This is a genomic window from Pseudomonas costantinii (assembly GCF_001870435.1).
Taxonomy (GTDB): domain Bacteria; phylum Pseudomonadota; class Gammaproteobacteria; order Pseudomonadales; family Pseudomonadaceae; genus Aquipseudomonas; species Aquipseudomonas costantinii.
The window spans coordinates 154,701-177,260 of record NZ_MDDR01000039.1 but is presented as its reverse complement, the minus strand read 5'-3'; the positions used below and the strand labels follow the sequence as shown (position 1 = coordinate 177,260).

22 protein-coding genes and 1 pseudogene are annotated in these 22,560 nt (G+C 57.2%); 12 read left to right on the top strand and 11 right to left on the bottom strand.

Annotation, left to right across the window (positions count from 1 at the left end):
• Window positions 1-90 precede the first annotated feature (90 nt).
• The 3 genes from BFL40_RS24635 (at window position 91) to BFL40_RS24625 (ending at window position 1,821) form a co-directional block, all read left to right on the top strand.
• Complete coding sequence (locus BFL40_RS24635) at window positions 91-393, top strand: type II toxin-antitoxin system RelE/ParE family toxin (RefSeq protein ID WP_071486366.1); 303 nt, start codon at window positions 91-93, stop codon at window positions 391-393.
• Window position 394: 1 nt separating this feature from the next.
• Entirely contained in the window at window positions 395-769 is a 375-nt protein-coding gene (locus BFL40_RS24630) for an addiction module antidote protein (protein ID WP_071486365.1), read from the top strand.
• A gap of 134 nt (window positions 770-903) precedes the next feature.
• Window positions 904-1,821 carry a DHH family phosphoesterase gene (locus BFL40_RS24625; RefSeq protein WP_071486364.1) on the top strand — a complete coding sequence of 306 codons (918 nt, stop codon included), beginning with the start codon at window positions 904-906 and terminating at the stop codon, window positions 1,819-1,821.
• Between the two features lies 1 nt (window position 1,822).
• Here BFL40_RS24625 and gudD read toward each other — a convergent pair whose 3' ends face one another.
• Window positions 1,823-3,157 (bottom strand): glucarate dehydratase, encoded by a 1,335-nt coding sequence (gene gudD, locus BFL40_RS24620; protein WP_071486363.1) that lies wholly within the window; start codon window positions 3,155-3,157, stop codon window positions 1,823-1,825.
• Between the two features lie 19 nt (window positions 3,158-3,176).
• Window positions 3,177-4,538: an MFS transporter gene (locus tag BFL40_RS24615; RefSeq protein ID WP_071486362.1), complete on the bottom strand. Its 1,362-nt coding sequence runs from the start codon at window positions 4,536-4,538 to the stop codon at window positions 3,177-3,179.
• Window positions 4,539-4,876: 338 nt separating this feature from the next.
• On the opposite strand from BFL40_RS24615, the gene BFL40_RS24610 reads away from it, so the two are divergent.
• The 4 genes from BFL40_RS24610 to BFL40_RS24595 all read left to right on the top strand — a co-directional run bounded on the left by BFL40_RS24610 (window position 4,877) and on the right by BFL40_RS24595 (window position 7,557).
• Entirely contained in the window at window positions 4,877-5,587 is a 711-nt protein-coding gene (locus BFL40_RS24610; protein ID WP_071486361.1) for a FadR/GntR family transcriptional regulator, read from the top strand.
• A 55-nt stretch (window positions 5,588-5,642) separates the two neighbouring features.
• Window positions 5,643-6,350 (top strand): tRNA (adenine(22)-N(1))-methyltransferase, encoded by a 708-nt coding sequence (locus BFL40_RS24605; RefSeq protein ID WP_071486360.1) that lies wholly within the window; start codon window positions 5,643-5,645, stop codon window positions 6,348-6,350.
• Window positions 6,351-6,628: 278 nt separating this feature from the next.
• Window positions 6,629-7,174 carry an ATP phosphoribosyltransferase regulatory subunit gene (locus BFL40_RS24600; protein ID WP_074851566.1) on the top strand — a complete coding sequence of 182 codons (546 nt, stop codon included), beginning with the start codon at window positions 6,629-6,631 and terminating at the stop codon, window positions 7,172-7,174.
• A 92-nt stretch (window positions 7,175-7,266) separates the two neighbouring features.
• A complete protein-coding gene (locus BFL40_RS24595) occupies window positions 7,267-7,557 on the top strand; it encodes a DUF3144 domain-containing protein (RefSeq protein WP_071486358.1) in 291 nt (96 codons plus the stop codon).
• Here BFL40_RS24595 and BFL40_RS24590 read toward each other — a convergent pair.
• Together BFL40_RS24590 and BFL40_RS24585 are read right to left on the bottom strand one after the other, a co-directional pair.
• A complete protein-coding gene (locus tag BFL40_RS24590) occupies window positions 7,536-8,087 on the bottom strand; it encodes an RNA 2'-phosphotransferase (protein ID WP_071486357.1) in 552 nt (183 codons plus the stop codon). The genes BFL40_RS24595 and BFL40_RS24590 overlap by 22 nt on opposite strands.
• A 1,382-nt stretch (window positions 8,088-9,469) precedes the next feature.
• Window positions 9,470-9,994: pseudogene (locus BFL40_RS24585) on the bottom strand (AAA family ATPase); the annotation flags it as partial.
• Window positions 9,995-10,260: 266 nt separating this feature from the next.
• Here BFL40_RS24585 and BFL40_RS24580 point away from each other — a divergent pair.
• Together BFL40_RS24580 and BFL40_RS24575 are read left to right on the top strand one after the other, a co-directional pair.
• A complete protein-coding gene (locus BFL40_RS24580; protein ID WP_071486356.1) occupies window positions 10,261-12,318 on the top strand; it encodes a methyl-accepting chemotaxis protein in 2,058 nt (685 codons plus the stop codon).
• 205 nt (window positions 12,319-12,523) lie between these two features.
• On the top strand, window positions 12,524-13,150 hold the full coding sequence (locus tag BFL40_RS24575) for a glutathione S-transferase family protein (protein ID WP_071486355.1): 627 nt from the start codon (window positions 12,524-12,526) through the stop codon (window positions 13,148-13,150).
• A gap of 39 nt (window positions 13,151-13,189) precedes the next feature.
• On the opposite strand, the gene solA is transcribed toward BFL40_RS24575, so the two are convergent.
• Window positions 13,190-14,359 carry an N-methyl-L-tryptophan oxidase gene (gene solA, locus BFL40_RS24570; protein WP_074851564.1) on the bottom strand — a complete coding sequence of 390 codons (1,170 nt, stop codon included), beginning with the start codon at window positions 14,357-14,359 and terminating at the stop codon, window positions 13,190-13,192.
• A 153-nt stretch (window positions 14,360-14,512) separates the two neighbouring features.
• Here solA and BFL40_RS24565 point away from each other — a divergent pair, with 153 nt between their 5' ends.
• Together BFL40_RS24565 and BFL40_RS24560 are read left to right on the top strand one after the other, a co-directional pair.
• Window positions 14,513-15,658: a PDDEXK-like family protein gene (locus tag BFL40_RS24565; RefSeq protein WP_071486354.1), complete on the top strand. Its 1,146-nt coding sequence runs from the start codon at window positions 14,513-14,515 to the stop codon at window positions 15,656-15,658.
• Complete coding sequence (locus BFL40_RS24560) at window positions 15,658-16,530, top strand: tetratricopeptide repeat protein (RefSeq protein ID WP_071486353.1); 873 nt, start codon at window positions 15,658-15,660, stop codon at window positions 16,528-16,530. The genes BFL40_RS24565 and BFL40_RS24560 overlap by 1 nt, the downstream gene beginning before the upstream one ends.
• Window positions 16,531-16,549: 19 nt before the next feature.
• On the opposite strand, the gene BFL40_RS24555 is transcribed toward BFL40_RS24560, so the two are convergent.
• From BFL40_RS24555 to BFL40_RS24545, 4 genes are all read right to left on the bottom strand, one after another.
• Window positions 16,550-17,800: a hypothetical protein gene (locus BFL40_RS24555; protein ID WP_071486472.1), complete on the bottom strand. Its 1,251-nt coding sequence runs from the start codon at window positions 17,798-17,800 to the stop codon at window positions 16,550-16,552.
• Between the two features lie 73 nt (window positions 17,801-17,873).
• The gene (locus BFL40_RS24550; RefSeq protein ID WP_071486352.1) at window positions 17,874-18,230 is read right to left on the bottom strand and encodes a hypothetical protein; all 357 of its coding nucleotides are present in this window, start codon (window positions 18,228-18,230) and stop codon (window positions 17,874-17,876) included.
• A gap of 32 nt (window positions 18,231-18,262) precedes the next feature.
• Window positions 18,263-18,427, bottom strand: a complete 165-nt coding sequence (locus BFL40_RS33275) for a hypothetical protein (protein WP_235864686.1) — start codon at window positions 18,425-18,427, stop codon at window positions 18,263-18,265.
• Between the two features lie 71 nt (window positions 18,428-18,498).
• Window positions 18,499-18,954, bottom strand: a complete 456-nt coding sequence (locus BFL40_RS24545) for a VOC family protein (RefSeq protein ID WP_071486351.1) — start codon at window positions 18,952-18,954, stop codon at window positions 18,499-18,501.
• A 139-nt stretch (window positions 18,955-19,093) separates the two neighbouring features.
• On the opposite strand from BFL40_RS24545, the gene BFL40_RS24540 reads away from it, so the two are divergent.
• Window positions 19,094-19,834 carry a BPL-N domain-containing protein gene (locus BFL40_RS24540; protein WP_071486350.1) on the top strand — a complete coding sequence of 247 codons (741 nt, stop codon included), beginning with the start codon at window positions 19,094-19,096 and terminating at the stop codon, window positions 19,832-19,834.
• A gap of 136 nt (window positions 19,835-19,970) precedes the next feature.
• On the opposite strand, the gene BFL40_RS33860 is transcribed toward BFL40_RS24540, so the two are convergent.
• Entirely contained in the window at window positions 19,971-21,566 is a 1,596-nt protein-coding gene (locus BFL40_RS33860) for a pentapeptide repeat-containing protein (protein WP_139213490.1), read from the bottom strand.
• A gap of 220 nt (window positions 21,567-21,786) precedes the next feature.
• Window positions 21,787-22,308 (bottom strand): hypothetical protein, encoded by a 522-nt coding sequence (locus tag BFL40_RS24530; protein WP_071486348.1) that lies wholly within the window; start codon window positions 22,306-22,308, stop codon window positions 21,787-21,789.
• Between the last annotated feature and the right edge of the window lie 252 nt (window positions 22,309-22,560).

Below are 22,560 nucleotides of genomic sequence, written 5' to 3'. Positions count from 1 at the left end.
CGCTGAACTAGGATTTTTCTTCCGGATGTCGCCGGAGTTTAAAAATCACTAGCATCAGCAAGGAGTAGCCAGTAGGCTACAATTGAAACTGTGACCAACTTGATCGGCAGGACGCCAGAGTTCGATGTTTGGCTCGACGGTATGAGGGATGTTTGCGGAAAAACGGCTGTTCTGACTCGGTTGGACCGAGCCGAGGAAAACAATTTTGGAGATTGCGAGCCGGTAGGTGACGGCTTGAGTGAGAGGCGTGTTTTTGTCGGGCCCGGCTACAGGGTTTACTTTGTGCGTACGGGTATCACCGCGTACCTGATGCTGTGGGGCAGTGACAAAACCGACCAGAACAGAGGAATCAAGCGGGCAAAAGAGATCCTCGATGCCCTGAGAGGTCAATGAAATGAGCGAATCGACATTCAAACCCGAGGACATGCCAATCCTCGATCTTGATACTTCCGGGACCCGCGTCTACGAAGCTTCGCGCTTCCTCGACAGCCCGGAAGTCATCAGCGCTTATCTTGCGCAAAGCATGAAGTCTCAAGACCCACAGATACTCATGAAGGCGCTTGCCGAGGTCGCCAAGGCCCTGGGCGTGAACAAGGTTGCCGAGGCTGCGGGGGTTAACCGTGAGAGCCTTTATAAAACCCTGAAAGGCGGCACAAAAACGCGTTATGAGACGGTCCAGAAACTAATGATGGCGTTGGGGGTAGAGCTTACTGTGCAGCCGATTGTCGCGACCGCCAAGCCTGTAGTGGCAGTTGCTAAAAAACTGTAAGCGCCAAACCGTGATGTTCAACGCATCCTTCGCGATGGCGTCATGTGTTTGTCATACACCCATGCGAACGTCCCTCAGCCAAAAATCGCACCTCTGTTCCAACCACGGAAGCGGCACTGCATGGAGATCCAATCATGAGGGTAGTGACCTCCGGCTCGGCCTATCTGGACATCGACGCGTACGCCTGTTGTATTGCCTACGCCGAATTGCTCAACCGCCAGGGCATCGATGCGCGGGCCGTGAGCAGTGCGCCGCTGAACTTCAGCATTTGCAGGCGCGTGCGGGATTGGCACGCCTCGCTGGACGACTACCTGCCCACCACCGACGATGAGTTCGTGTTGGTGGACGTCTGCGACTACCACCACTTTGACCCGATCGTGGTGCTCGATCAGGTGTGGGAAGTCATCGACCATCATCCCGGCTTTGAAAGCTATTGGGCGCAGAAACTTGGGGATAGAGCCGATATCCAACCTGTCGGCGCAGCCGCCACCTTGGTGTTTCAGCGTTGGGAGGCAGCCGGTTTGCTGCCGCAGATCAGTCAACACAGTGCCGCATTGTTGGCCACGGCGATTCTGGACAATACCTTGAACTTCACCGGGCAAATGACCACGCCGGTGGATATCCGGGCGTACGAAGTGCTGGCGCGGCAGGCGAACCTGGCGGCGAACTGGCCCGAGCAGTATTTCAGCGAATGCCAGGCGGCGATCGAATCCGACCTGCTCAACGCCCTGGCGGCTGATATGAAGCAGATGACTGCCACGCGCAACCTGCCGCAGGTTGTTGCGCAGATGACCGTGTGGGATGCGGGGGTGTTGATCCAACGACATCGCTCAGCCATCAATCAGTGGCTGACGGCGCAGGGTGAAGATTGGCTGTTGAACGCCATCAGCATCCGCGAGCGCAAAAGCTATTGGTTGGCGGGGCCTGTGCTTAGCCGGCAGAAGTTGAGTCTTCTGCTGTCGATCAAATGGCAAGGCGCACTGGCGGTGCTTGAGCGCGCGATGCAGCGCAAGGAGCTGGTAACGCTGGCCTTGGCTGCACCGGGCGAATAAGTCACCGCACCAGGCAAGGCTGCTTATTGTTGAAGCGCCACCCCGGAATCAAAAACTGCATCGCCACACTGTCATCCCGCGCCCCAAGGCCCATGCCTTTGTACACCTCATGTGCCTTGGCCACGGCGTCCATATCGATGTCCACACCCAGGCCCGGCTTGCTTGGCACCTTTACGTAACCGCCTTCGATTTTCAGCGGTTCCTTGGTCAAGCGCTGGCCGTCCTGCCAGATCCAATGGGTGTCGATGGCGGTGATATCACCGGGTGCGGCGGCCGCCACTTGGGTGAACATCGCCAGGGAAATATCGAAGTGGTTGTTGGAGTGTGAGCCCCAGGTCAGGCCCCAGTCATTGCACATCTGCGCAACGCGCACCGAGCCTTGCATCGTCCAGAAGTGTGGGTCGGCGAGGGGGATGTCCACCGATTGCAGTTGGATCGCGTGGCCCATTTCGCGCCAGTCGGTGGCGATCATATTGGTCGCGGTTTTTAAACCGGTGGCACGGCGAAATTCAGCCATGACTTCGCGGCCTGAATAGCCGTTTTCTGCGCCGCAAGGGTCTTCGGCGTAGGCGAGTACGTGATGCTGATCGCGGCACAGGCGAATGGCTTCTTTCAGTGACCAGGCGCCGTTCGGGTCGAGGGTGATGCGGGCATCCGGGAAACGTTCGGCCAGCGCCGTGACGGCTTCGATTTCTTCATCGCCGCTCAATACGCCGCCCTTTAGCTTGAAGTCGTTGAAGCCGTATTTGGCTTTGGCCGCTTCTGCCAGGCGCACCACGGCCTCGCTGGTCATGGCTTTTTCGTGACGCAGACGGAACCAGTCGTCATCCGCATCGGCTTCGTTGCGATAGGCCAGGTTAGTGGCCGTGCGATCGCCGACGTAGAACAGATAGCCGAGCATTTTCACCGCGTCGCGCTGCTGCCCTTCGCCAAGTAAGGCAGCCACCGGCACCTCGAGGAATTGACCCAGCAGGTCGAGCAGGGCGGCTTCCACGGCGGTGACGGCGTGAATGGTGATGCGCAGGTCAAAGGTTTGCAGGCCGCGACCGGCAGAATCCCTTGACGCAAAGGTGCTGCGCATCTGATTGAGGATGCGCTGGTACTGGCCGATAGGCTGGCCGAGCACCAGGCTGCGCGCGTCCTCCAGGGTTTCGCGGATGCGTTCGCCGCCGGGTACTTCACCCACGCCGGTGTTGCCGGAGCTGTCCTTGAGAATCACGATATTGCGCGTGAAGAACGGCCCATGGGCGCCGCTCAGGTTCAGCAGCATGCTGTCGTGGCCTGCTACAGGGATGACTTGGAAATGGGTGATGACGGGGGACGTTGAAGTGCTCATGGCAAGTTCCTGGATAGGCTCAAAGAGGTTTGCTGATAGCGGCGCCCGTTGGCACGGCGCTTGGCGAGGTCAATACGGCAGAGGGCGAGGTCTTGGCAAAGAACACCAGGATCGCCGCGAGCACTGAGGTGCCGGCCAGGCCGTAGAGGCCGCCCTGGATCGAGCCGGTGGTTTGTTCCAGGAAACCAAAGGTGGTCGGTGCCACAAAGCCCCCCAGGTTGCCGATGGAGTTGATCAACGCGATGACGGCGGCGGCGATGCGCACGTCCAGGTAACCCTGGGGGATTGGCCAGAACAGCGAAGAAGCAGACTTGAAACCAATGGCCGCAAAGCAAATCGCCACAAAGGCGAAGATCGGCCCGCCGGTGGTGGACATGAACATCCCGGCGGCGGCAATCAACAGTGCGGCGGCGACCCAGGCCTGTTGGAACTTGAATTTGCCCGACAGCGACGCAAAGGCGTACATGGCGATGATTGAGATCAGCCAAGGGATCGAATTGAAGAACCCGACTTGTACGTCACTCAGGTCGCCCATCTTCTTGATGATGCTCGGCAGCCAGAAGGTCGCGGCGTAGATCGTCAGCTGGATGCAGAAGTACAACGCGCAGAACAGCAGGATCTGGCGGTCTTTGAGCAACTTGCCAAGGGTTGGTTTGACGCTGGTCAGTGCTTCACGCTCGCGCTGTTCCTGATCGATGGCGTCTACCAGGGCATCCTGCTCTTCGCGGGTCATCCATTTGGCATCGTGGGGGTTGGAGTCCAGCCAGAACCACACAAAGAAACCCAGTGCTACCGAGGCCAGGCCTTCGATGGCGAACATCCATTGCCAACCGTGGAAGCCGAACCCTTCGATCTGCAACAGCGCTCCCGACAACGGGCCGGAGATCAGCGATGCAACCGCCGAGCCGCTCAGGAAGATCGCGATGGCTTTGCCACGCTCAACGCCTGGCAGCCAACGGGTGAAGTAGTAAATCACGCCAGGGAAAAAGCCGGCTTCGGCCACGCCCAGCAAAAATCGCAGGATGTAGAACTGGGTTTCGTTCTGGATGAACGCCATCAGTGTGGCGACGATGCCCCAGGTGAACATGATGCGGGTCAGCCAGAAACGCGCGCCGACCTTTTGCAGCAGCATGTTGGAGGGCACTTCGAAGAGTGCGTAGCCGATAAAAAACAGCCCGGCACCCAGGCCGTAGGCCGCCGCGCCGATGCCCAGGTCGTGCTCCATGTGCGTGCGCACGAAGCCGATATTGACCCGGTCGATGTAGTTGAGGATGAACATGATCACGAACAGTGGGAGCACATGGCCCTTCACTTTGCTCACGGCGCGCGCGAGGACCGAATCACTTTCTGGAGCGGCAGATGCATGGCTTGAATTGTTCACAATTCAAAACTCCCCCTGATTATTTTTATGCGGGTTTGCGTGTTTTGTTGATAGACATCATACAAGTGGTTTTCTGATCTTCGCAATGTGCTGATCGCTGTTTTTGTTCTTATAAGGACGGATCATGAATAGGTGTTTTGGTTATTTGTTCAGTGTTTGTTAGGTTTTATTCCGGTTTTAAGCGGGTGATGACCGGATGATAATTTCATCGAGAGGTGATGGAAGCGCTTTTTGGGTTGTGGTGAATCAGGTTGGTTGTCATACAAGTTGAGTGGTTTGTAAATCCATCCCGCGAGGGTGTTAAGCTCCCACCAGCCCAACCCCGTGGACCCGTAGCGATGCCCATTGAAAGCGGAACCCCCGTGCGAAGACGCTCCAACAACCTGGCCCAAGGCGTGGTCGAGGCACTGACCCAGCGCATCCTGCTTGGGCAGCTCAAGCCCGGCGAAAAACTGCCGTCGGAATCCACCATCGTGCTTGAGCATGGCGTGAGCCGAACGGTGGTCCGCGAAGCCCTCTCCAAGTTGCAGGCATCGGGGTTGGTGGAGACGCGTCACGGCATCGGCACGTTCGTGCTGGAGCAGCACGCCCAGCAAGGCTTGCGATTGCATGTGGACACGGTCGCCAGCGTGCGCAATATGCTCGAGCTGCGCCTGGGCCTGGAGGTGCAAGCCGTGGCGCTTGCCGCACTGCGCAGGTCTGATGAGCAGCTCGCCCGTATGCGTGAGGCGCTGGACGACTACCAGGCCTCGCTGGCGAACAACGACAGTTGCGTGGAGGAGGACAAACGCTTTCACCAACTGATCGCCGAGGCCACCGGCAATACCTTCTTCACGGAAATCATGCTGCACCTGGGCAATGCGATGATTCCGCGCACCCAAGTCAAAGGTGCCGAGCGTGGCGGTGCTGATTTTGCCAAGCTGGGGCAACTGGCGAACCTGGAGCACGAAGCCATCTTCAATGCGATCAAACGCCAGGACCCGGACGCGGCACGGGCGGCGATGGTGCTGCACTTGACCAACAGTCGCGATCGGTTTTCGGGGGAGTAGGGCGTTCGTATTAACGGCAACAATGCCGACTCGTCGTGGTGGAAAGGAACAGCAGTTGAACGAACACACATTATCCATGCGCCTGGCGCGCGTGGCGGCAAACGTGCCCTTTGGCGCACGCCTGGCCGATATCGGCTCGGACCACGGCTACCTGCCGGTCGCATTGATGCGCCGTGGCGTGATTGCGGCGGCGGTAGCGGGAGAGGTGGCAACCACGCCATTCCACGCAGCCGAACGCACGGTACGTGACAACGGCCTGGAGCAGCACATCACCGTGCGCTTGGCCAATGGCCTGGCGGCGATCAAACCGCAAGACCGGATTACCGCAATCAGCGTCTGCGGCATGGGCGGCGAGACGATTCGCGACATCCTCGACAGCGGCAAGGCGCACCTGGGCGGCCAGGAACGCCTGATCCTGCAACCCAACGGTGGCGAGCAACCCTTGCGCCAATGGTTGATGGACAACGGCTACCAGATCCTGCGCGAAGAGCTGCTGCGGGAAAACCGCTTCTATTACGAAATCATCGTCGCCGAACGCGCCGAGCCGGTGATCTACACCTGCGAGGAGCTGTACTTCGGCCCGCTGCAAATGCAGGCGCGCAGCCCAGAGTTCCTGGCCAAGTGGCAACGCATGCTGCGCCAGAAGCAAAAGACCTTGGCCAGCCTGGAGCAGGCACGCCAGGCCGTGCCGGAGGAGAAGGTGCAAGAGATTGCCCGGCAGGCGCAGTGGATTACTGAGTTGCTGGCTCGAGTGCGCTTGTAACTTTTCCCACAACTGTGCAAGGATCGCCCATGACTCGATTTCCCCAAAGCAACCGCCATCACCACCACGGACCTTCCTCAAGGTGCCGCGGTTGCTTGCATTCACGGATTGACCAGAACCTCTGATCACTCAATGAACCCAACTAAGGCGCCCACGGCGCCTTTTTTATTGCCTGTACAAAATGGAGATTCAAGACATGACAATGCTTCGTGGAACCCGACTTGTGACTGGGAAAGAAGCCGCAACGATGCGTGAGATAGAGGGGCGTTTTCGGAGCTATCTTCATCGAAGCGGGCGCTGAAGAAACTATCGTGCCTGCGCTGTGGGGCCAGGACACGTTTATCGAAAAAGCCGGCGGCAGTGAAATCATCGGGCAGATGTGGGCCTTCGATGACAAGGCGGGTCGCAAGTGTTGCCTGATCCCGGAGGCCACCGCGCTGTTCCAGGAGCGCAACGCCCAATTGCTCGGCGGGCGAGAAGAGGCGATGTTGTTCTACGTGGCGCGGTGTTATCGGTATGAGCGGCCTCAAGCCGGTCGCTATCGTGAGTTCACCCAGCTGGGTTTGGAGATTCTCAGTCCTGAGCCCGCCTTGGCGTTGCAGCGCAGCCAAGCCCTGTGCACCGGTTTTCTGGATGCGCTGGGGCTCGACTATGAACTCAATCTGGCGGTGAAACGCGGGCTGAGCTATTACCTTGAAGGCAATGGCTTCGAGGTGCGCTGCCCCGCGTTAGGCGCGCAGCAGCAAGTGGTGGGTGGCGGTGCTTATCGAGAGGGCGCCGGGTTCGGTATCGGGCTTGAGCGCTTGGTGCTCGCATTGATGTGATGTTCAAGACGCCTCCATCTGGGGGCGTCTCCTTTCCGGCTGCCGGATATGCTCCAATGGCCACCCTTATTCGCTCACCCAGGAACCCCGCCATGGCCGACGCCACCGACCAAGCCTTCTACGACCGTGCAGACGCACACATCGAGCTGTCGAACGAGCAGCTCAAGACCTGTGAAAACCTCGGTGAGGTCAGCGCTTCAATGATGTTCGGCACCACGCGCTTTAACGCCTGGGCCAGCGCACGCAACTTCAAGTCCGGTGCCGAAATGGCGGATGCACGGGAGGCGATGTTGAAGTATTTCTGCGATCAGTACCGGATGATGCTTGAGGATAATCTGGATGATCACATCAATAATTTCAGTCAGTACATGCTGGTCAAATAGGTCGCCGGTACCGAGGCCACTAGCCACACGCCATTGTCTGCCTGAAAGAACTGCACTCCAGCCTGACTCATAGCCTGCGCATCAACCGTAAGCAGCACGGGTTGGCCGTAGCGTTTGCCAACGCTCATTGCTGTCTCGGGGTTGTCCGTCAGATGTACATGATGTCGACTGCCAGGGATCAGCCCCTGAACTTCGATGGACGCCATGAAGCGGCTCGCGGTGCCATGGTAGAGCAGGGCGGGTGGTGCTTTCTCGACGTGTTGCACCTGGACCTGTTCAGTGCTGTGGCCTTGCGCGGCGCGGATGCGCTGGCCGTCGCCGGAGAGTGTGAAGCGTTTTTTGTCGTTGGTCTCGACCACTTCCAGCAGGGCCTCGCGATCAAGGTTGTGGCCGTGCTGGTTGGCGTTGTGGATCAGAGCATCAACGTCGGTCCAACCATCGCTGTCCAAGACGATATCCAAGGATTCGGGGGCGTGGCGCAGCACGTAGCTGAGGAGCTTGCTGATGCCGTCACGTTGTTTCTTGTGCATGGGGGTGTCCTTTTCCGACAGCCAGGTGCGGGTTGTCGTCAGTAATGTGCTGGGCTATGGGTCAATGCTTGAGCCCCACGTTTTTATGTCAGCCGGGCAATCGACCCGGGCGGCAAGGCCCGATCCCTCTCCAGCGCAGTCAATTGTTCAATAACTCGGCTTCGCTCATCCTTCGATGTTTCTCGATCAGAGATCGCGTAAAGCTGGGTGTCGGCCCAGACGCTTATCTGCTCAAGTGCGCAGGGCTCATCTGAGCTGGATTGAAGCTGCTTGAGCAGAAACCCTGCCTGCGTCCATTTGGGCATTAACTCAAGTAAGGCCACGCGCCGACTGGGTGACAACTCAGCCCAGAGATCATCAAGTCGGCGGGTAAACGCCGAGGCGATGGTACTCCAGGGTTGAGGCCGGAGGCCTTTGACGCTGGCTTCGAATACCGGCCGGGAGGGGTCAGCAATCGCTGCGACCAGGCGCGCGGGCCGGTCACCGCCTTCGATATCCAGTACCAGTGCGCGAACGTCACCGCTGCTTTGCTCCAGGGCAGCTGTCAGCCACGCTTGAGGTGCCGGTACGTTCAAGTCTTGCGCTAAACCAAGTACTCCCAGCCACTGGGCTTTGGTCGTGGGTGTGCCTGCGTACAAATGGGCGTGAAGTACCTGTGATGGATCAACATCGTACTGCTTGGCCGCCCATAATGCGGCGGACCTCGTTGCCGGTGAAGGGTCTGTCAGAAACGCTTCAATCAGTTGTGCACGGCTTGATTGCAACCGGATGGCTGCCAGGAACGACAATCTCCTGAGAACGCCGCTGTTGCTGGCGAGCCCGAATGCGATAGCCCTTTGGGCTGAAGCCTGCGGCAGTTCCATGGCTTTGCCGAGGGCCAACCGGCGTACGCTGAAGTCAGAGTGATGCAAACTGGTTATCAGAAACGCCTCACGTTCATCGCCCGTCATTGACTGAGCCAGTACCTGAAAGAGCAGACGAGCGCATGCCCCTCGGCTGGATTGCAGGGCCGGTATGCACAGTGGGAGGCATTCGGGTGTCGCCAATAACGCCGCGAGTTTACCGAGCGTGACGCTGTGGTCCTCACGCTTGCGTTTTTCAAGCGCAAGAAGGTCGGGAAGTTGAGCGATCAGCCAGGTCGCATAGGTGGGCGTCAAGTAGTCACCGAACGCGAGCTTGGCAGCCTCGCGAACTTGAGGCACCCAGTCGTTGAGCCGCACAATAATCGCGGACAGCCGTTCGCGGGTTTGTTCCGACCGGACTGCCCGTAGACCGGCTTCCCGTTCGAAGCCATCCCAGCAGGTGATAAGTGATTGCCAGCTTCGCGTGGGTTTTATCTGCGGCGGCGATGGTGGTGGCACAGGCGTACATGCAGATTGAAGGGGTGGTGCGGGGGCGTGCAGCCCCACTAAAAACGCAGTCACCTCCCGAGTACTACGCAGGTGAAGCACTGGAACCTGCGGCCCGACTGCCAGGCGTGCTACCTCGATTTCCGGGCGGCTCACCCGGTCATAGTTCCAGCAGTAACTCAGGAAGTTCATGAACTCCCTGTCCAGTTTCTCCTTGCATCCCGACGGTTTGTCCGCGCGCGGCCGGTCCAACAGGCTGCGTACCAGCACACGCCGCAAGCAAGTGGTGCGCGGGGTGTCGAGCCAGATGATGAGGTCTGCACGGGGCAGGCGTAGGTCGAAGGTACGCCGTGCATAGTTGCCTTCACAGACCCAGCGGTCCGATGCAATCGCTTGCCTGATCCGCTCCCGGAAGACTTCGTTATCGGCCTCGACCCAGTTCGGCTCCCAGAACAGCTTGTCCAGGTGTACCACCGGCACATTCAGGCGCTTGCCCAGTTCGCGCGCCAGCGTTGATTTACCGCTGCCGGCGTTACCGAGTATGACGATGCGTTGCATGACGCAAATCCTTTGCTGAAAACATAAAAGGCCCGATCTTCGTCTCCGGGGGTTACAGGCGTGCGTTGAGCACTGAGTGCTTTCGCCCCATTTTCGTGCGCGCCTCTTCAATTGTCTGTCACAAGAGTGCCTATCTCCAGCCCTCACATCAACGGCCCGTATCTTGCTAGAGCCAAACTAATCAATGACATGGCATTTTGCTGCTAGTCATTCCAAGGCTTCACTCACCCGTACGCCGTGTGGGTGGTTTCAGGGGTTAGTCGGCCATGCACAGTCTTTTATCACCCGGTATCCGCCTGCTCGGACGTTTCGGTTTCGCGCGCAAATTCCAGATTCTGTTCTTCCTGTTCATGCTGCCGCTGGCCGGGAGCCTGTGGATGATTGGCCAGGACTATCGCGACAAACTTGCGGTGATTTCCAGCGAGCAGTCCGGCGTTCACCAACTGTTGGCCCTGGACACGCTGGATGGCCAGTTGACCGCGCAACGCAACCAGGCTGCACGCTGGAAGGCGCTGGACATCCTGCACACCCCAACCGCCGCAGCCCAGGCGGCGATGGACAAGGTCGATGCCGGCAGCCCCGCCATTTTGCAAAGCCTGCAAACCCTGGGTGACGCCCTCAAAACCCAGAACGCCAGCGCCGACGTCATGACGCGTTTTGAGGCGTTGCAGGCGACGGTCAAGGGCATGGACACCCAGTCCCTGCGCACCGTGGGCTGGTGGCCGGACGGTTACGACCGTTTCACCGCCGCCCTGACGGCGATGCAAACCCTGCGCGAACAGATCACCGTGGACGCCGGCCTGATCCTCGACCCCTGGCTGGAAACCTACCTGTTGATGCAGATTTCTACCCAGCACACGCCGGACCTGATCGAGCGTATCGGCCGCATGGCCAGCGTGGGTGAGTCGTCCATCGCCTCGGGGCAGTTCACCTTGCAAAGCCGCTTGCAGATGCGTGACCTGCGCGGCCGTATCGGCGATGCGCGGGACCAGTTGGTCAAGGCCGCCGCCTCGCTCAAAGCCAAGCATTACCCTGGGCTTGAGCCGTGGGTGGCGCAATACGACAACAGCCTGCAATTACTCGATAACGAACTCAAAGCCCTGGATGACGGCGTGTTCGGCGGCACCATCAAGCTCGACACAGCAGGCTTCGACCGCAGTGTCGACAGCATGCTCGGTGCATTGGGCGCATTGCGCAGCCAGTCGCTAAACTCGCTGGATGAGCGATTGAGTTACTACCGCGACCGTTCCCTCAAACACTTCATTCCGGTGGTGGCGACCTTCAGCCTGCTGGCGCTCGCGGCGTTGTACCTGTTCATGTGCCTGCAAGCCTCGATCCGTCGCAGCGCCAGCAGCATCACCACGCTCGCCGAGTCTTTGCGCGACGGTAACCTGTGCGTCGAAGTGGCAGTGGAAGGCCGCGACGAACTGGCGGCGATCAGCACTGCGCTCAACGTCGCGGTGGTGCAATTGCGCACCAGCCTGCTCGGCGTCAATCACGAAACCCAGCAGCTCGGCTCAGCGGTACTCACCCTCAATTCGCAGTCGGGCAGCACCCTCACCGAAGTCGAAGACCAGCAACACCAAATCAGCCAGATCGCCGCCGCTGCGACTCAACTGGCGGCCACCTCGATGGGCGTCGCCAAAAGCTGCGAACAGGCGTCGGGCAGCGCCCAGCACACCCGGCGCATCGCCGAAGACAGCAGCCGCGACAGCCAACGCACCACGGCCAGCATCCAGCAACTCAACCAGCGCCTGAGCGACACCGCCAATGCCCTGGAGCAGGTCAGCCAACAGGGGCAGCAGATTCAGTCGGTGGTCGACACCATTCGCGGTATCGCCGAACAGACCAACCTGCTGGCACTCAACGCTGCCATTGAGGCTGCGCGTGCAGGCGAGCAGGGCCGCGGTTTTGCCGTGGTGGCCGATGAAGTGCGCAGCCTGTCGCAGCGCACCCAAGCCTCCACCGCGCAGATCGCCGGCACAGTGGACAGCTTGCGTTCGACGGTCAGCCAGGCGGTGAGCTTGATGGGCGCCGCCTGTGAGCAAGCGCTGACCGACGCCGAGTCCGTCACCGGATTGGGCACGCGGCTGGGCGAGATCGCCGGCGCCGTGCAAAACGTCACCGACACCCTGGCGCAGATTGCGGCAGCAGTGGAAGAACAGGCCGCGACCGCCGATGAAGTGAGCGGCAATATCCAGCAAGTCGACCAAGCGGCAGGCCGCCTGCTTGATGGCGCCCGCGCGGTGAACCAAGCGGCGGACACTCTGAGCAAAGGCAGCCGCGCCTTGAGCGACAACACCGCGCGGTTCCGATTGGGCTGAGCTGCACATTCCTGCAAAACAAGGCAGATCAACTGTAGGCGCTGTCGAGCTTTAGCGAGGCTGCGAAGGCGGCGGCCCGGTCAACAGTGATGTTGACTGGCAACCTACAGTCGCGCTTATCGCACAACATTCCAATTCAGGGCACTCCACACCCTCCGCGCAGTCTTCTATTAGAATCCCAACTCTCGCCCAGTGGAGCACCACAATGATCACCGTCCATCACCTCAACAACTCCCGCTCACAGCGCATTCTCTGGCTGCTCGAAGAACTCGGCCTGCCCTACGAGATCAAGCGCTACCAACGCGACCCGAAAACCAACCTTGCACCACCAGAGCTCAAGGTTATCAACCCGCTGGGCAAATCCCCGGTGATTGAAGACGGCTCCCTCGTGCTGATCGAGTCCGCCGCCATCATCGACTACCTGATTCGCCGCCACGGCCAAGGCCGCCTGCAACCAGACCCTGCTACCGCCACCTACGACAAATACGTGCAATGGCTGCACTTCGCTGAAGGCTCGGCCATGCTGCCGCTGATGCTCAACCTCTATGTCGGCCGTTTGGGTGAAGCGGGCGCGCCGTTGCATCCACGTATCGAATCGGAAGTGGCCAACTACCTGGGCTACTTGAACGACGTGCTGGGGCAATCTGCGTATCTGGTGGGTGACGAGTTGAGCGGTGCGGATATCCAGATGAGCTTTATCGGCGAAATCGCCAAGGCCCAGGGGAAGTTGCAGACGTACCCGAACCTGGCGGCATGGGTGCAAAAGTTCCAGGCGCGACCGGCCTATCGCAAGGCGGTGGAGCAGGGCGGGGAGTACGCGTTCGCGAAATAAACCGGCTTAGGGGGCAGGTCATGCCCCCCTTTCCTGCCATCACTGACCTTCGAAGCGCTTCAAGGAAAACGACGACAGGTCCAGATCACTCGCGCCGCGTAGGCACCACTGCGCAAACGCCTCGCCCAACGCTGCCGAATGCTTGAAGCCATGCCCCGAGCACGGCGAGACCACCAGGGTGTGTTGCAGCGAAGGATGCTCGTCGATGATGAAGTCATGGTCCGGCGTCACGGTGTAGGCGCACACCGCCGACTTGACCACGTTGGCCGTCACCCCGGTGATACGGCCCTGAACCTGCTGCTCGTACATTTCCCGCGCTTGCGCCGCCGAGACCATGCGGTCCAGCGTCTCAGGCGTGGACGTGGTGTGATATTGCGCCGTGGCAATCTTCAAACTGCCCTCGCCAGGCAACGCCGGGAAACCATAATGAGTACTGCCTTCGCCCTGGCCGTGAGTGAGGATGTACGTGGGCGATTTCCCCTCCAGGTCGGCATCCGGTTCAAGCTCGAACCAGAACAGCTGTTGCCGATAAACCCTGAGCAGCCGATCAAACGGCTCCCCGAGTAAACCGCCTGCCCAGTTGCCCGCACTCACCACCAACTTGTCGGCCTGCAACGTGCGCCGGTCGGTGGTCACCGTAACGCCGCTGTCGTCCGAACTGATGTGGGTAACGGTCTCGCCCTTGTACAGCGTGGCGCCGTGTCTCTCGGCCAGCGTGAGCTGCACGTCAATACAACGCTCGGGGCGCACAAAGCCGCCGCCAGGCTCGTAGTAGCCGATGGCGCTGTCCGCCACCTGGGCAAATTGGGGAAAGCGTTGGCGAATCTGCGCGGCATCCAGCACTTCGTGTTCGATACCGTAGGTTTGCGCCAGGCCAATCGTGCGCAAGGTGAAGTCAGTTTTATCGCCGGGGTCAAAGCCCTCGCTGGAGGTCAGCACCAGCAACCCCGACTGCTCAAACAACGCCTCCCCCGACAACGCCTCAAGCTCACGCCAGATGCGGTGTGAGTTGCGCACGATGGGCACGTATTGCGCGCCTTCGCCGACCGACAGCCGCGTGATGCGCGTATCGCCATGGCTTGAACCGAAGGTGTGCGGCGGGTGATGACGATCGATGCCCGCCACCTTTACACCGGCTTTCGCCAATTGGTAAACCGTGGCGGCACCCATGGCGCCCAGGCCGATGACCAGCGATTCATAACGTTCCAAGGTTGATACTCGCGTGTGGGGGAGGGGGATAGTTGGGGGGAAGACGTGTTAAAAAACAAGAGGGGATAGAGAGGTCCGTTATGCCCAGGGTGCATATTGAATGATGGCGCAATACAATCACGTCTCAGCATTGCCCGCATAAGGAAATGAGCCTTGCACCCCTTGATCAACCGCGCCGCTTTACTCAGGGCCGAACTGCACCGCCCACCCGCCTTCAACCTGTTCACCTTGCTGCGCAGTGGCTCGGATGAAGTGCGTCTGCACTCTCGCTACCTGGCCTTTTTACTCAACCCTCAGGGCGCGCATGCCGCCGGCACCCAGTTGCTGCAACTGCTGCTGGATGCATTGAATATTGAGGGCTTCGACTGCCACGACGTCACGGTGGACGTTGAATACCGAAACGTCGACATCCTGATCCGCAACGCCAAGCGCCAAGCGGTGATCATCGAAAACAAACTCTACGCCGAGGACCAGGACGCCCAGTTATTCCGCTATTTGGAAACCCTCCAGGGCGAGGGTTACCAGACCTATCCGCCGGTGTACCTCACCCTCGACGGTCGCGACGCCGACCCACGCAGTTGCCTGGGGATCGACTACCAGCGCATCAGCTACTCCGCCGACATCCTGCCGTGGCTGGAGCAATGCCAGCAGTGGGTGATTCGCGAAGCCGCCGTGCGCGAAAGCTTGCTGCAATACATCGACCTCATCGCAAAACTGACCTTCCAGAATCAGGGGCACGCCTACATGGACGCACTCAAGCAGACGCTACGCCAGGACAACAACTTGCTTGTGGTTCGCGACCTGCAAAAAGCCTACACCGAGACCTTGAAAGACCTGCAACTGGAGCTCTGGCAGGCGGTTGCTCAGTGCGTCGAGGATAAATACCGTGAGCTGCCTAAACCCTATGAAACCCCGACGGCGGCGGTTATCGACCGCTATTACAGCGCCGCACGGGATAACCGTTATTACGGCCTTTATTACGAACTGGGCTTTATGCCCGGCGCGGTCTATATCGAACTCAATCACCGCTTCTATTGCGGTTATTACTGCGATGCACAATCACATGCGCGCGACCATGCCTGGTTGAAGGCGTTGACGAAAACCCTGGGAAACAATGGGGTCAGCAGCAACGGCCTGCTCTGGCGCTACACCACCGAACTCGACATGAAACACCCCAGCGATGAGCACTTGATGCTGTTGACCCACCCTGAGAAAAGGGCGCGTATGGCAGAGCGCATGGCCGACGATCTGTATGACTTGTGGCGCAGTGCGCGTGAGTTGCAAGGTGTACGTGATTGATGAACAAGGTTTTGGTTTTACTCTCACTCGCCGTGTTGATGAGCGGATGTCAAAACTTCGGTGCCAAGGATGATCCTTACGCCAGCATGCGTTGCTGGGCTTTTCGGGATGAAGCCTCCGTGACCCGAGAGCAGGTCGAGTACATCCGCAAGCGGAGTGAGACGGGCGACTTGATGTGCAAGACCTTGTTAGCCGGGATGTATGAAAACGGCCATGGCGTGTCGCAAGACATACCCAAGGCCAAGGTGCTCTATCAGTCTTTGGCGCAAGAAAGCGAAGTGGCTTATTCCTTTCTCGGGCGCATCGCTGAAAGCGGCCTCGATGGTCCACCGGATTACGTGAAAGCCCGACAGTTCTACCAACGGGCAGCCAACACCGGCAACAGCCATAATGCCGAGGCCGGGCTAGCCAGGTTGATGGAAGAGGGCAAGGGGGGGGCTCAAGACCTTGAGGGCGCGCTGGCGCTGTACCTGAGTGCGATGCAGTCCTGTAATGATGACCAATGGAAAAGCATTCTACGGTTACGTGCCAGAGGCGTGACGTTGACGGCCGAGCAAGAGCAACGAATGAACAACGTCTGGCTCGGCACCACGACGGGCCAGCTCAAGCGCAGGGTCTGGGTGGTTCAGGATGCCGTGTCGACGACCTTCAAGCCCGGCCCAGAGGGGGCGTGGGTCCAGGTTAAGGTCGAGTATGTTGAGGGCTCCCTGGAACCCCGGTTATCCGTGGTGGGCAGCTCCGGCAAGGACGCGATTGATCGGGCGGTGCTCCAGGGCCTGAGTGACTACCGGTTTCCCGATGAACAGTTTCAGACCGCTGAGCACAAGCCCTGGGCGGGTATTGCTGTTGTTCGCATCAGGGCTCGCCGTTAGCCGCTGTAACGCCTGCTGACTAACGCACCACATCGAACGCCGTGTATTCATTCACATAGTGCGTTTGGCTCGAGGTCGACTCCAACGTCAAGGCGACGCCCAGGTCCTCGATAAACACGCGAGAGGTCTTATAGTCGCCCTGATCGCACGCAAGCTTGATGGCATCCCCGGTCAACGATGCAAACACCTGCCGTGCAGGAATGCGCTCGCCCACCGTGCAGGTCAACGAGGTTTCGATAGGTTTATCGGTCGGCTTGCCGGGCACATTCACCATGCGCAGATGAGCACTCAGCGTCTGGCCTGGCGCCCAGCTGGTCGGCACCTTCAGCTCAGCTTCACGGGTTTGCAGCACCCGCCCATCGCCCACGCCGTTCATCTTCGACTTCAACTGGATCAGGTCCGCCTGCATCAGGCGGTCGACGTTGAAGGTGTTGCCGTAGACCTCATTCTTCTTCAACAAACCACCGTCTGCGGTGAAGGAGACCGACGTCGGGAGATCCTTGCTGCCATCGCCTTTTTTGGACAGGTACGTGTAATTCAGCGTTTTGAACTTCGGTTGCAGCAGGGGCGAGTTCATGTGCTGGAGGACGCTGGCCGGTACTTCCACATCGCCGATATTGGTTTCTGCGACGGTGCGCGGGTAGTCGACCGGCGCAATGTCGGGACGCAACCGCGCCAGCAGCCCAGCATTGACGCCGCCCTGCACCGAGCAACTGACACGCGACTGGGTGCCTTGCTTGCCTTCCGGCTCCACGATCAGTACGCGCTCCACTTGACGCATTCCCGGCGCCTTGCCCGGCTGGGGTTTGATCGCCTGCCAGCCCTCGCCGACCTTGAGCTCACTGCGCGTGTATTCCCCGTCGCCTTTTTGCAGCCACGCGGGGTGCTCCAACAGCGGTGCGAGGCGCTGGGCAACGGTGTCGACACCGCCGTCCACAATAAACCCCCAGTAATAGTAGAGCCCCAGCGGGCCGAGGTCGGTGACCTCGTCGGTGTAAGACAACAGCTTCAAACCCGCGATAGGCGGCGCGCTCACCGGCACCTGATTGGCCTTGCTGTCAGCGCGGTTTTTTACCGCGATCCACGTGAAGTCTTTTTCCTGCTTGAGCGGCGCGTAAGCCTGCCAGGCGTCCCGGTGGGTGTTCAGGCTGCTGAAGAAACTGGCATCGCAGCGGGCAAAGGCCTTGAGCGTATCGGTCAGGGCGGCTTCGTCGGCATGGGCGATGGACGGCAGCACGGCAGCGGCCAGGAACAGGGCGGGCAACTTCAACACAGGGGATGTCCTTGTCGGGGGAGGCGAGGCGGCATTATCCAGAAGATAGGGGGTTGGCTCTAGTTGTTCGTCACTGACGCGCCAAGCGCAGGCGCCAATCGCCGCCCTGTTGGGCGCTGCATTCTTCTTCGGAGTCGAAGCGTACGCAGCGATCCAGTTGCACGGCGGGCACATCGGCGTCGTGCAGCGCAGCGGCAGTCAGCTCGCGCATGCGTTCACCGGCGCCGGTTGCCAGGGCCTGGTCCTTGCTGGCGCGGGTATCGAACACCCACGTCACGCGCAGGCTTTGGGGGAAGGCGGCGTAGTCGACGGTGTGCGTCAGCCAGTCGAAGCCCGGGATTTCGGCTTTGGCGGTTTCGCAGGCTTCGGTGAGGGTGGCGACCAGGCGGCGTTCGAGGCGGGCGTTGTCGCGTTTGCTTGGGGGCATCAAGGGCTCTTAAATGTGTGGTTCAGAATGAGTCATCGCTGCTGGAGCGCTGTTTTCAGCCCCCGCCCGGTCGCAACGCCCACCTTACGGCCACCCTGAACGGTACGGGTGATCACCAGCAACACGGAGGGGCCGGGGATCAGAAACAGGCCAATCACGACGGCGACATAGGTGATGAGGGAGGCGAGCTCAAACATGGCGGGCTATCTCAAAGCAGGGCACGGCCTACAGTAATCCTCATGTCGGCGTTCAATGCAACGCCGTTTAGTCAGGCAAACGCAGCCTCGACAAACGCCTCCAGCGTCTTCTCCTCCAGTATCTCGATAGAGAAATGCCCAAAGCGCTTGGGCAACCAAATGATGCGCGTCCCGGACGGCGACTGCAGGTGCTCACGGGTCAACGGCCGGCCGTTTTCATCCTCCGGCTGAACACCAGTGGCGATCAATTCGTCGTAGGCCGCCTCGATGTCGGGCGTCGAGTAGCAATGGCGGTAAATCATCCCCTCGCCGGACGCATCCAACAGTTCCCTCAGGTTGCCCGCCAAGGGCTGTACCAACATGAACCGCTCCTGGCCCATCAGCGCAATCGCATAGCGCACATGCAGGCCACCGCGTTCCCAGACCAGGGTTTTCGAGATTTTGGCGTTGAGGATTTTTGCGTAGTAAGCGCATGCCTCTTCGAGGTTCTCGACCAGTACGTCTACGTGGCTGAATTTCAGATCCATTGCATGCCTCCTGCTGGATAACGATGTACGCGACGGTAGCCTATTTACAACTGTTCACGTATTCAACGGGGCGTTCGATGTAGCCTTTGAGCGGGAAGTGTGGATCAGCCCCAACTCAATGTTCGATGAGCCCTTAACCATGAAACTGCCTGCCATTGCTGCTGTGTTGCTTGCGTTTGCCGTGCTGTCGCTGTCGTGGGTACAAGCCGCAACGCCCATTACACATGTGGCTATCTACCGTGGCCCGGCGGGGTGCAATGACTGCTCCGAGAACGTGAAAAAGGCTTTGCAACGGCTCAGCCCGAATTACCAGATCGACTTCGTTGGTGCGGATGAAGCGATCGACATTACGCCGCAAAGTCTTGCTCGTTATGACCTTTATGTTCAACCCGGCGGCGGTCAGGACATTCCTGGCGCTCTGGACAGCCTGGGCGATGCGCGCGCGCAATCCATCCGCGACTACGTGGCCAAAGGCGGCCGCTACCTGGGCCTTTGCATGGGCGCCTACCTTGCCGATAACAGCAACCTCGGCCTGATCCCCCACGACCTCGATTCCGAAGCCGGCCGCCCCGGCTTTGAAGTACCCGGCATCGCCGATGCGGCAGTGCGGGTGAAGTGGGATGGAAAACCCGACAGTGTCTTCTATCAGGACGGCCCCTACTTTCCCAAACCGGATGCGGCCTCACCCTATACGCCCCTTGCGACCTACCAGAACGGTGACGTCGCGGCGGCGCGTTATACCTATGAAAAGGGCGTGGTGGTGCTGAGCGGGCCACATCCGGAGGCAGGGCCGGAATGGTTTGAGAAGGCCGATATTCCGTTGAGCAAAATGCCGCGCCGGGAGCTTTTTGGGGTGTTGATGCGCAGTGTTGGGGAGTAGGGCAGTGATCAGAGTCTGATTCACCCGCGATAGCGCGCGTCTTACTGGCCGATTGCCCCCGGTCGCCACCGGAAAATAAGTCAGTCCTCTTTTCGGTCTTTCTTGACGCGTCATTGCACGCAATGAGCCCAATAGATCAATCGTTGCTTTCGGCTTTTGTAGCCTTGTTTAATTTCTGCAATACAAATTCTGCGAGCGATAGTCCACTGGTGACGGCAAGGCTTGCTTGATCAGATGTCGTATTGTGAGGGTGTGCTCCTACCTCGCTTAAAAAGCTATAAGTCGAATTAATCAGAGTATGTTCTGACTTTGTAATTAGCTGGGACTCTTTCAGGAAGTTTCTAATCTCAAAAGGCTTTTTTGAATGAATCATGATGCTTTTGTGTTCAAGTCTTTCTGTAGTAATTTTATCTGCAACCCCTAAAAGGCAAGACTCAAGTACTTTCCTTGCATTAGTCGCTGCGTCTGCCCAGCGCTCGGACAGGAGGTGGTCATCGATTTTTATTAGTGAATTCAGAATGATATTTCTTTGCTTGAATTTTAATTTTTCGACTAGAACCTTTATGTTGTGGCTAGTCCTCGTTGTCTCCACAATGTCTAACAGTATGGGGTTGAATGTTTGATCGTCCCCCTGCCGTTTATAAGCTAATTCTTCGGCGATCTCCAAACGTTTGAATATCTTTACATCTGATTCGGATTGAATTTTCCCGAACAAAGTCTTTAATGTTCTATATGCTCTTGCGTTGTACATGCTTCCTTCTGGCTCAGGAAATTTCACACCATCAAAAGATGTATTGGGGTGCAGCTTTGCTGCGTGAAAAGATGGTGAATAAGAAAATATAGTTTTTATATCATTGGGATTTTCAGGGGTAAAAAAAACAAGCTCTCCGTTCGAAGTGATAGCGCTTCCATCTGGATTGCGTCCTACCAACTTACACTTTGAATTGTCTGGAAATGAAGAGAAATTCGTTGTGTCAGTGAAAGTGCGGTCATCAAAAAAAACCTCTCCTCTAAATTTTGCACCTCTGAACGAGACTTTTGAAAATTTGCTGCTGGATTTAGCATTGAGAATTATTGGTGTGCGCTCATCTTTAGGATATAGCATGGTTATATTCGAAAGCCCTGACGCCCCTTTTCCTGAAAAGCTTACGCTACCATCCCAGATCGAAAAATCAAAATTAACTGAAGTGCCGAAGTGTGTCTCATTGAAATATATTCGTGTATTCCAATAAGTGTTGGAAAAATTAGCATTGGCGCCAATGGTTGCTTTGTCAAATGAGCAGTCATGCCCCCAGTGACAACCGGTAAAGTCACAATTATCACCAATCGTTACTAGATCGAATGTGCTTCGCACACCCCAGTTGGTTCCAGTAAATTTGCAATGATCACCCCATGTGGCATTGAAAAAATCTGAGTATCTTTCCCATTTGCAGAAGCTAAAATCGGCCCCGTTATCGAAAATAAAATTTGCAAAGGTTAAATTGTGGTGATTATTAAAATTCGTATGGGAAAAGTCCGAGATATTTAAATGATGAAAGTGCCCTGATGGCCTTGAAGGAAAAAGGATTCTCCATGTATTCCACACATCAGATCCATGCATGGCCAAATTAAGGCATCCTTCTTTTGTGATATTGTCAGGCTGTCCATGCCGCGCATCAGAAAAAAAATCTACAAGTAATTCTCTTATGGTTTTATTTGGAATTGAAGTAAGTGCTCTGTCAAGTGTTTTCATTGGATAAGCTTCTATTTTTTTGGGGTTTCATTAATTTTAGCTGGCAGTGTAAGTGTTTTGATTTAGGGTATGTTTTTGCAGGAAAAGGGCGGAAAAGGGGACGGCGGAAAAGGGGACAGATTTATTTTCGCTGTTCTAAGGCTGGCTTTTAGAAAAATAAATCTGTCCCCTTTTCGGTCAGGTCAAATAGTTCAATAGTTCAATAGTTCAATAGTTCAATTTATTGTAGATGCTTCCATGATGAAGTGTCTATTATTATAGACAGCTCTTTCGATGTTAGCTCAAGATTTTCCAAGTCAGTTATAGTCATTGGAGTGTTATTTTTAGCAGATATGAACCGTTGCCGAACTGAAACTAAAGAGTAGATCATGGCTTTTTCTGCGGAAAGGATTCTTCTGTGGTACCTGTTTTGATCGTCCTTGCTGAATGACTCTCCCTTATATGTTTTGTCATGAATGGTGTCGCGCATATCCTCATAGAGTTGGGTTATTCTTTCCTCAATCTTTGATACATGAGAAAGTCCGGAAATAGCTATGTCGATTGAGTCTTTTTGAATTTCGGATAATCTCGCGTAAGATTTTTCGATATCGTCCTCCACTTTCGAGACTTTCAAGTAAGGCTGTATAAATGTAGTATTTTCAATTTTTTCTTTGTTTATATATTTTTGTCGATCGATAGATGTTTGGTTTGGTTTTTTAATTGTGGTGCTCAGGCTGCGTATTGCGCTATCAACTTTGCCCATTAGTTTTTTTTTGCAAAGTCATGTCTCGATATATTTCTTAAGTAGCTCATTTAGTGGTGATATCGTAAAGCCTACGAGTGCAGCAAAGAGTACCTTGTATGTCTCGTCCATATTTCTTCCTTGATAGTTTAATTATGGCATTTAAATGCTTGGATAATATTTATGTGTCCGGTAGCCAAGTCAAGAGTATTCTTCTTCTTAACGATGTGGCAAGGCGTGATTGAACATTAGTAAACGGTGAGTATTTGTCAT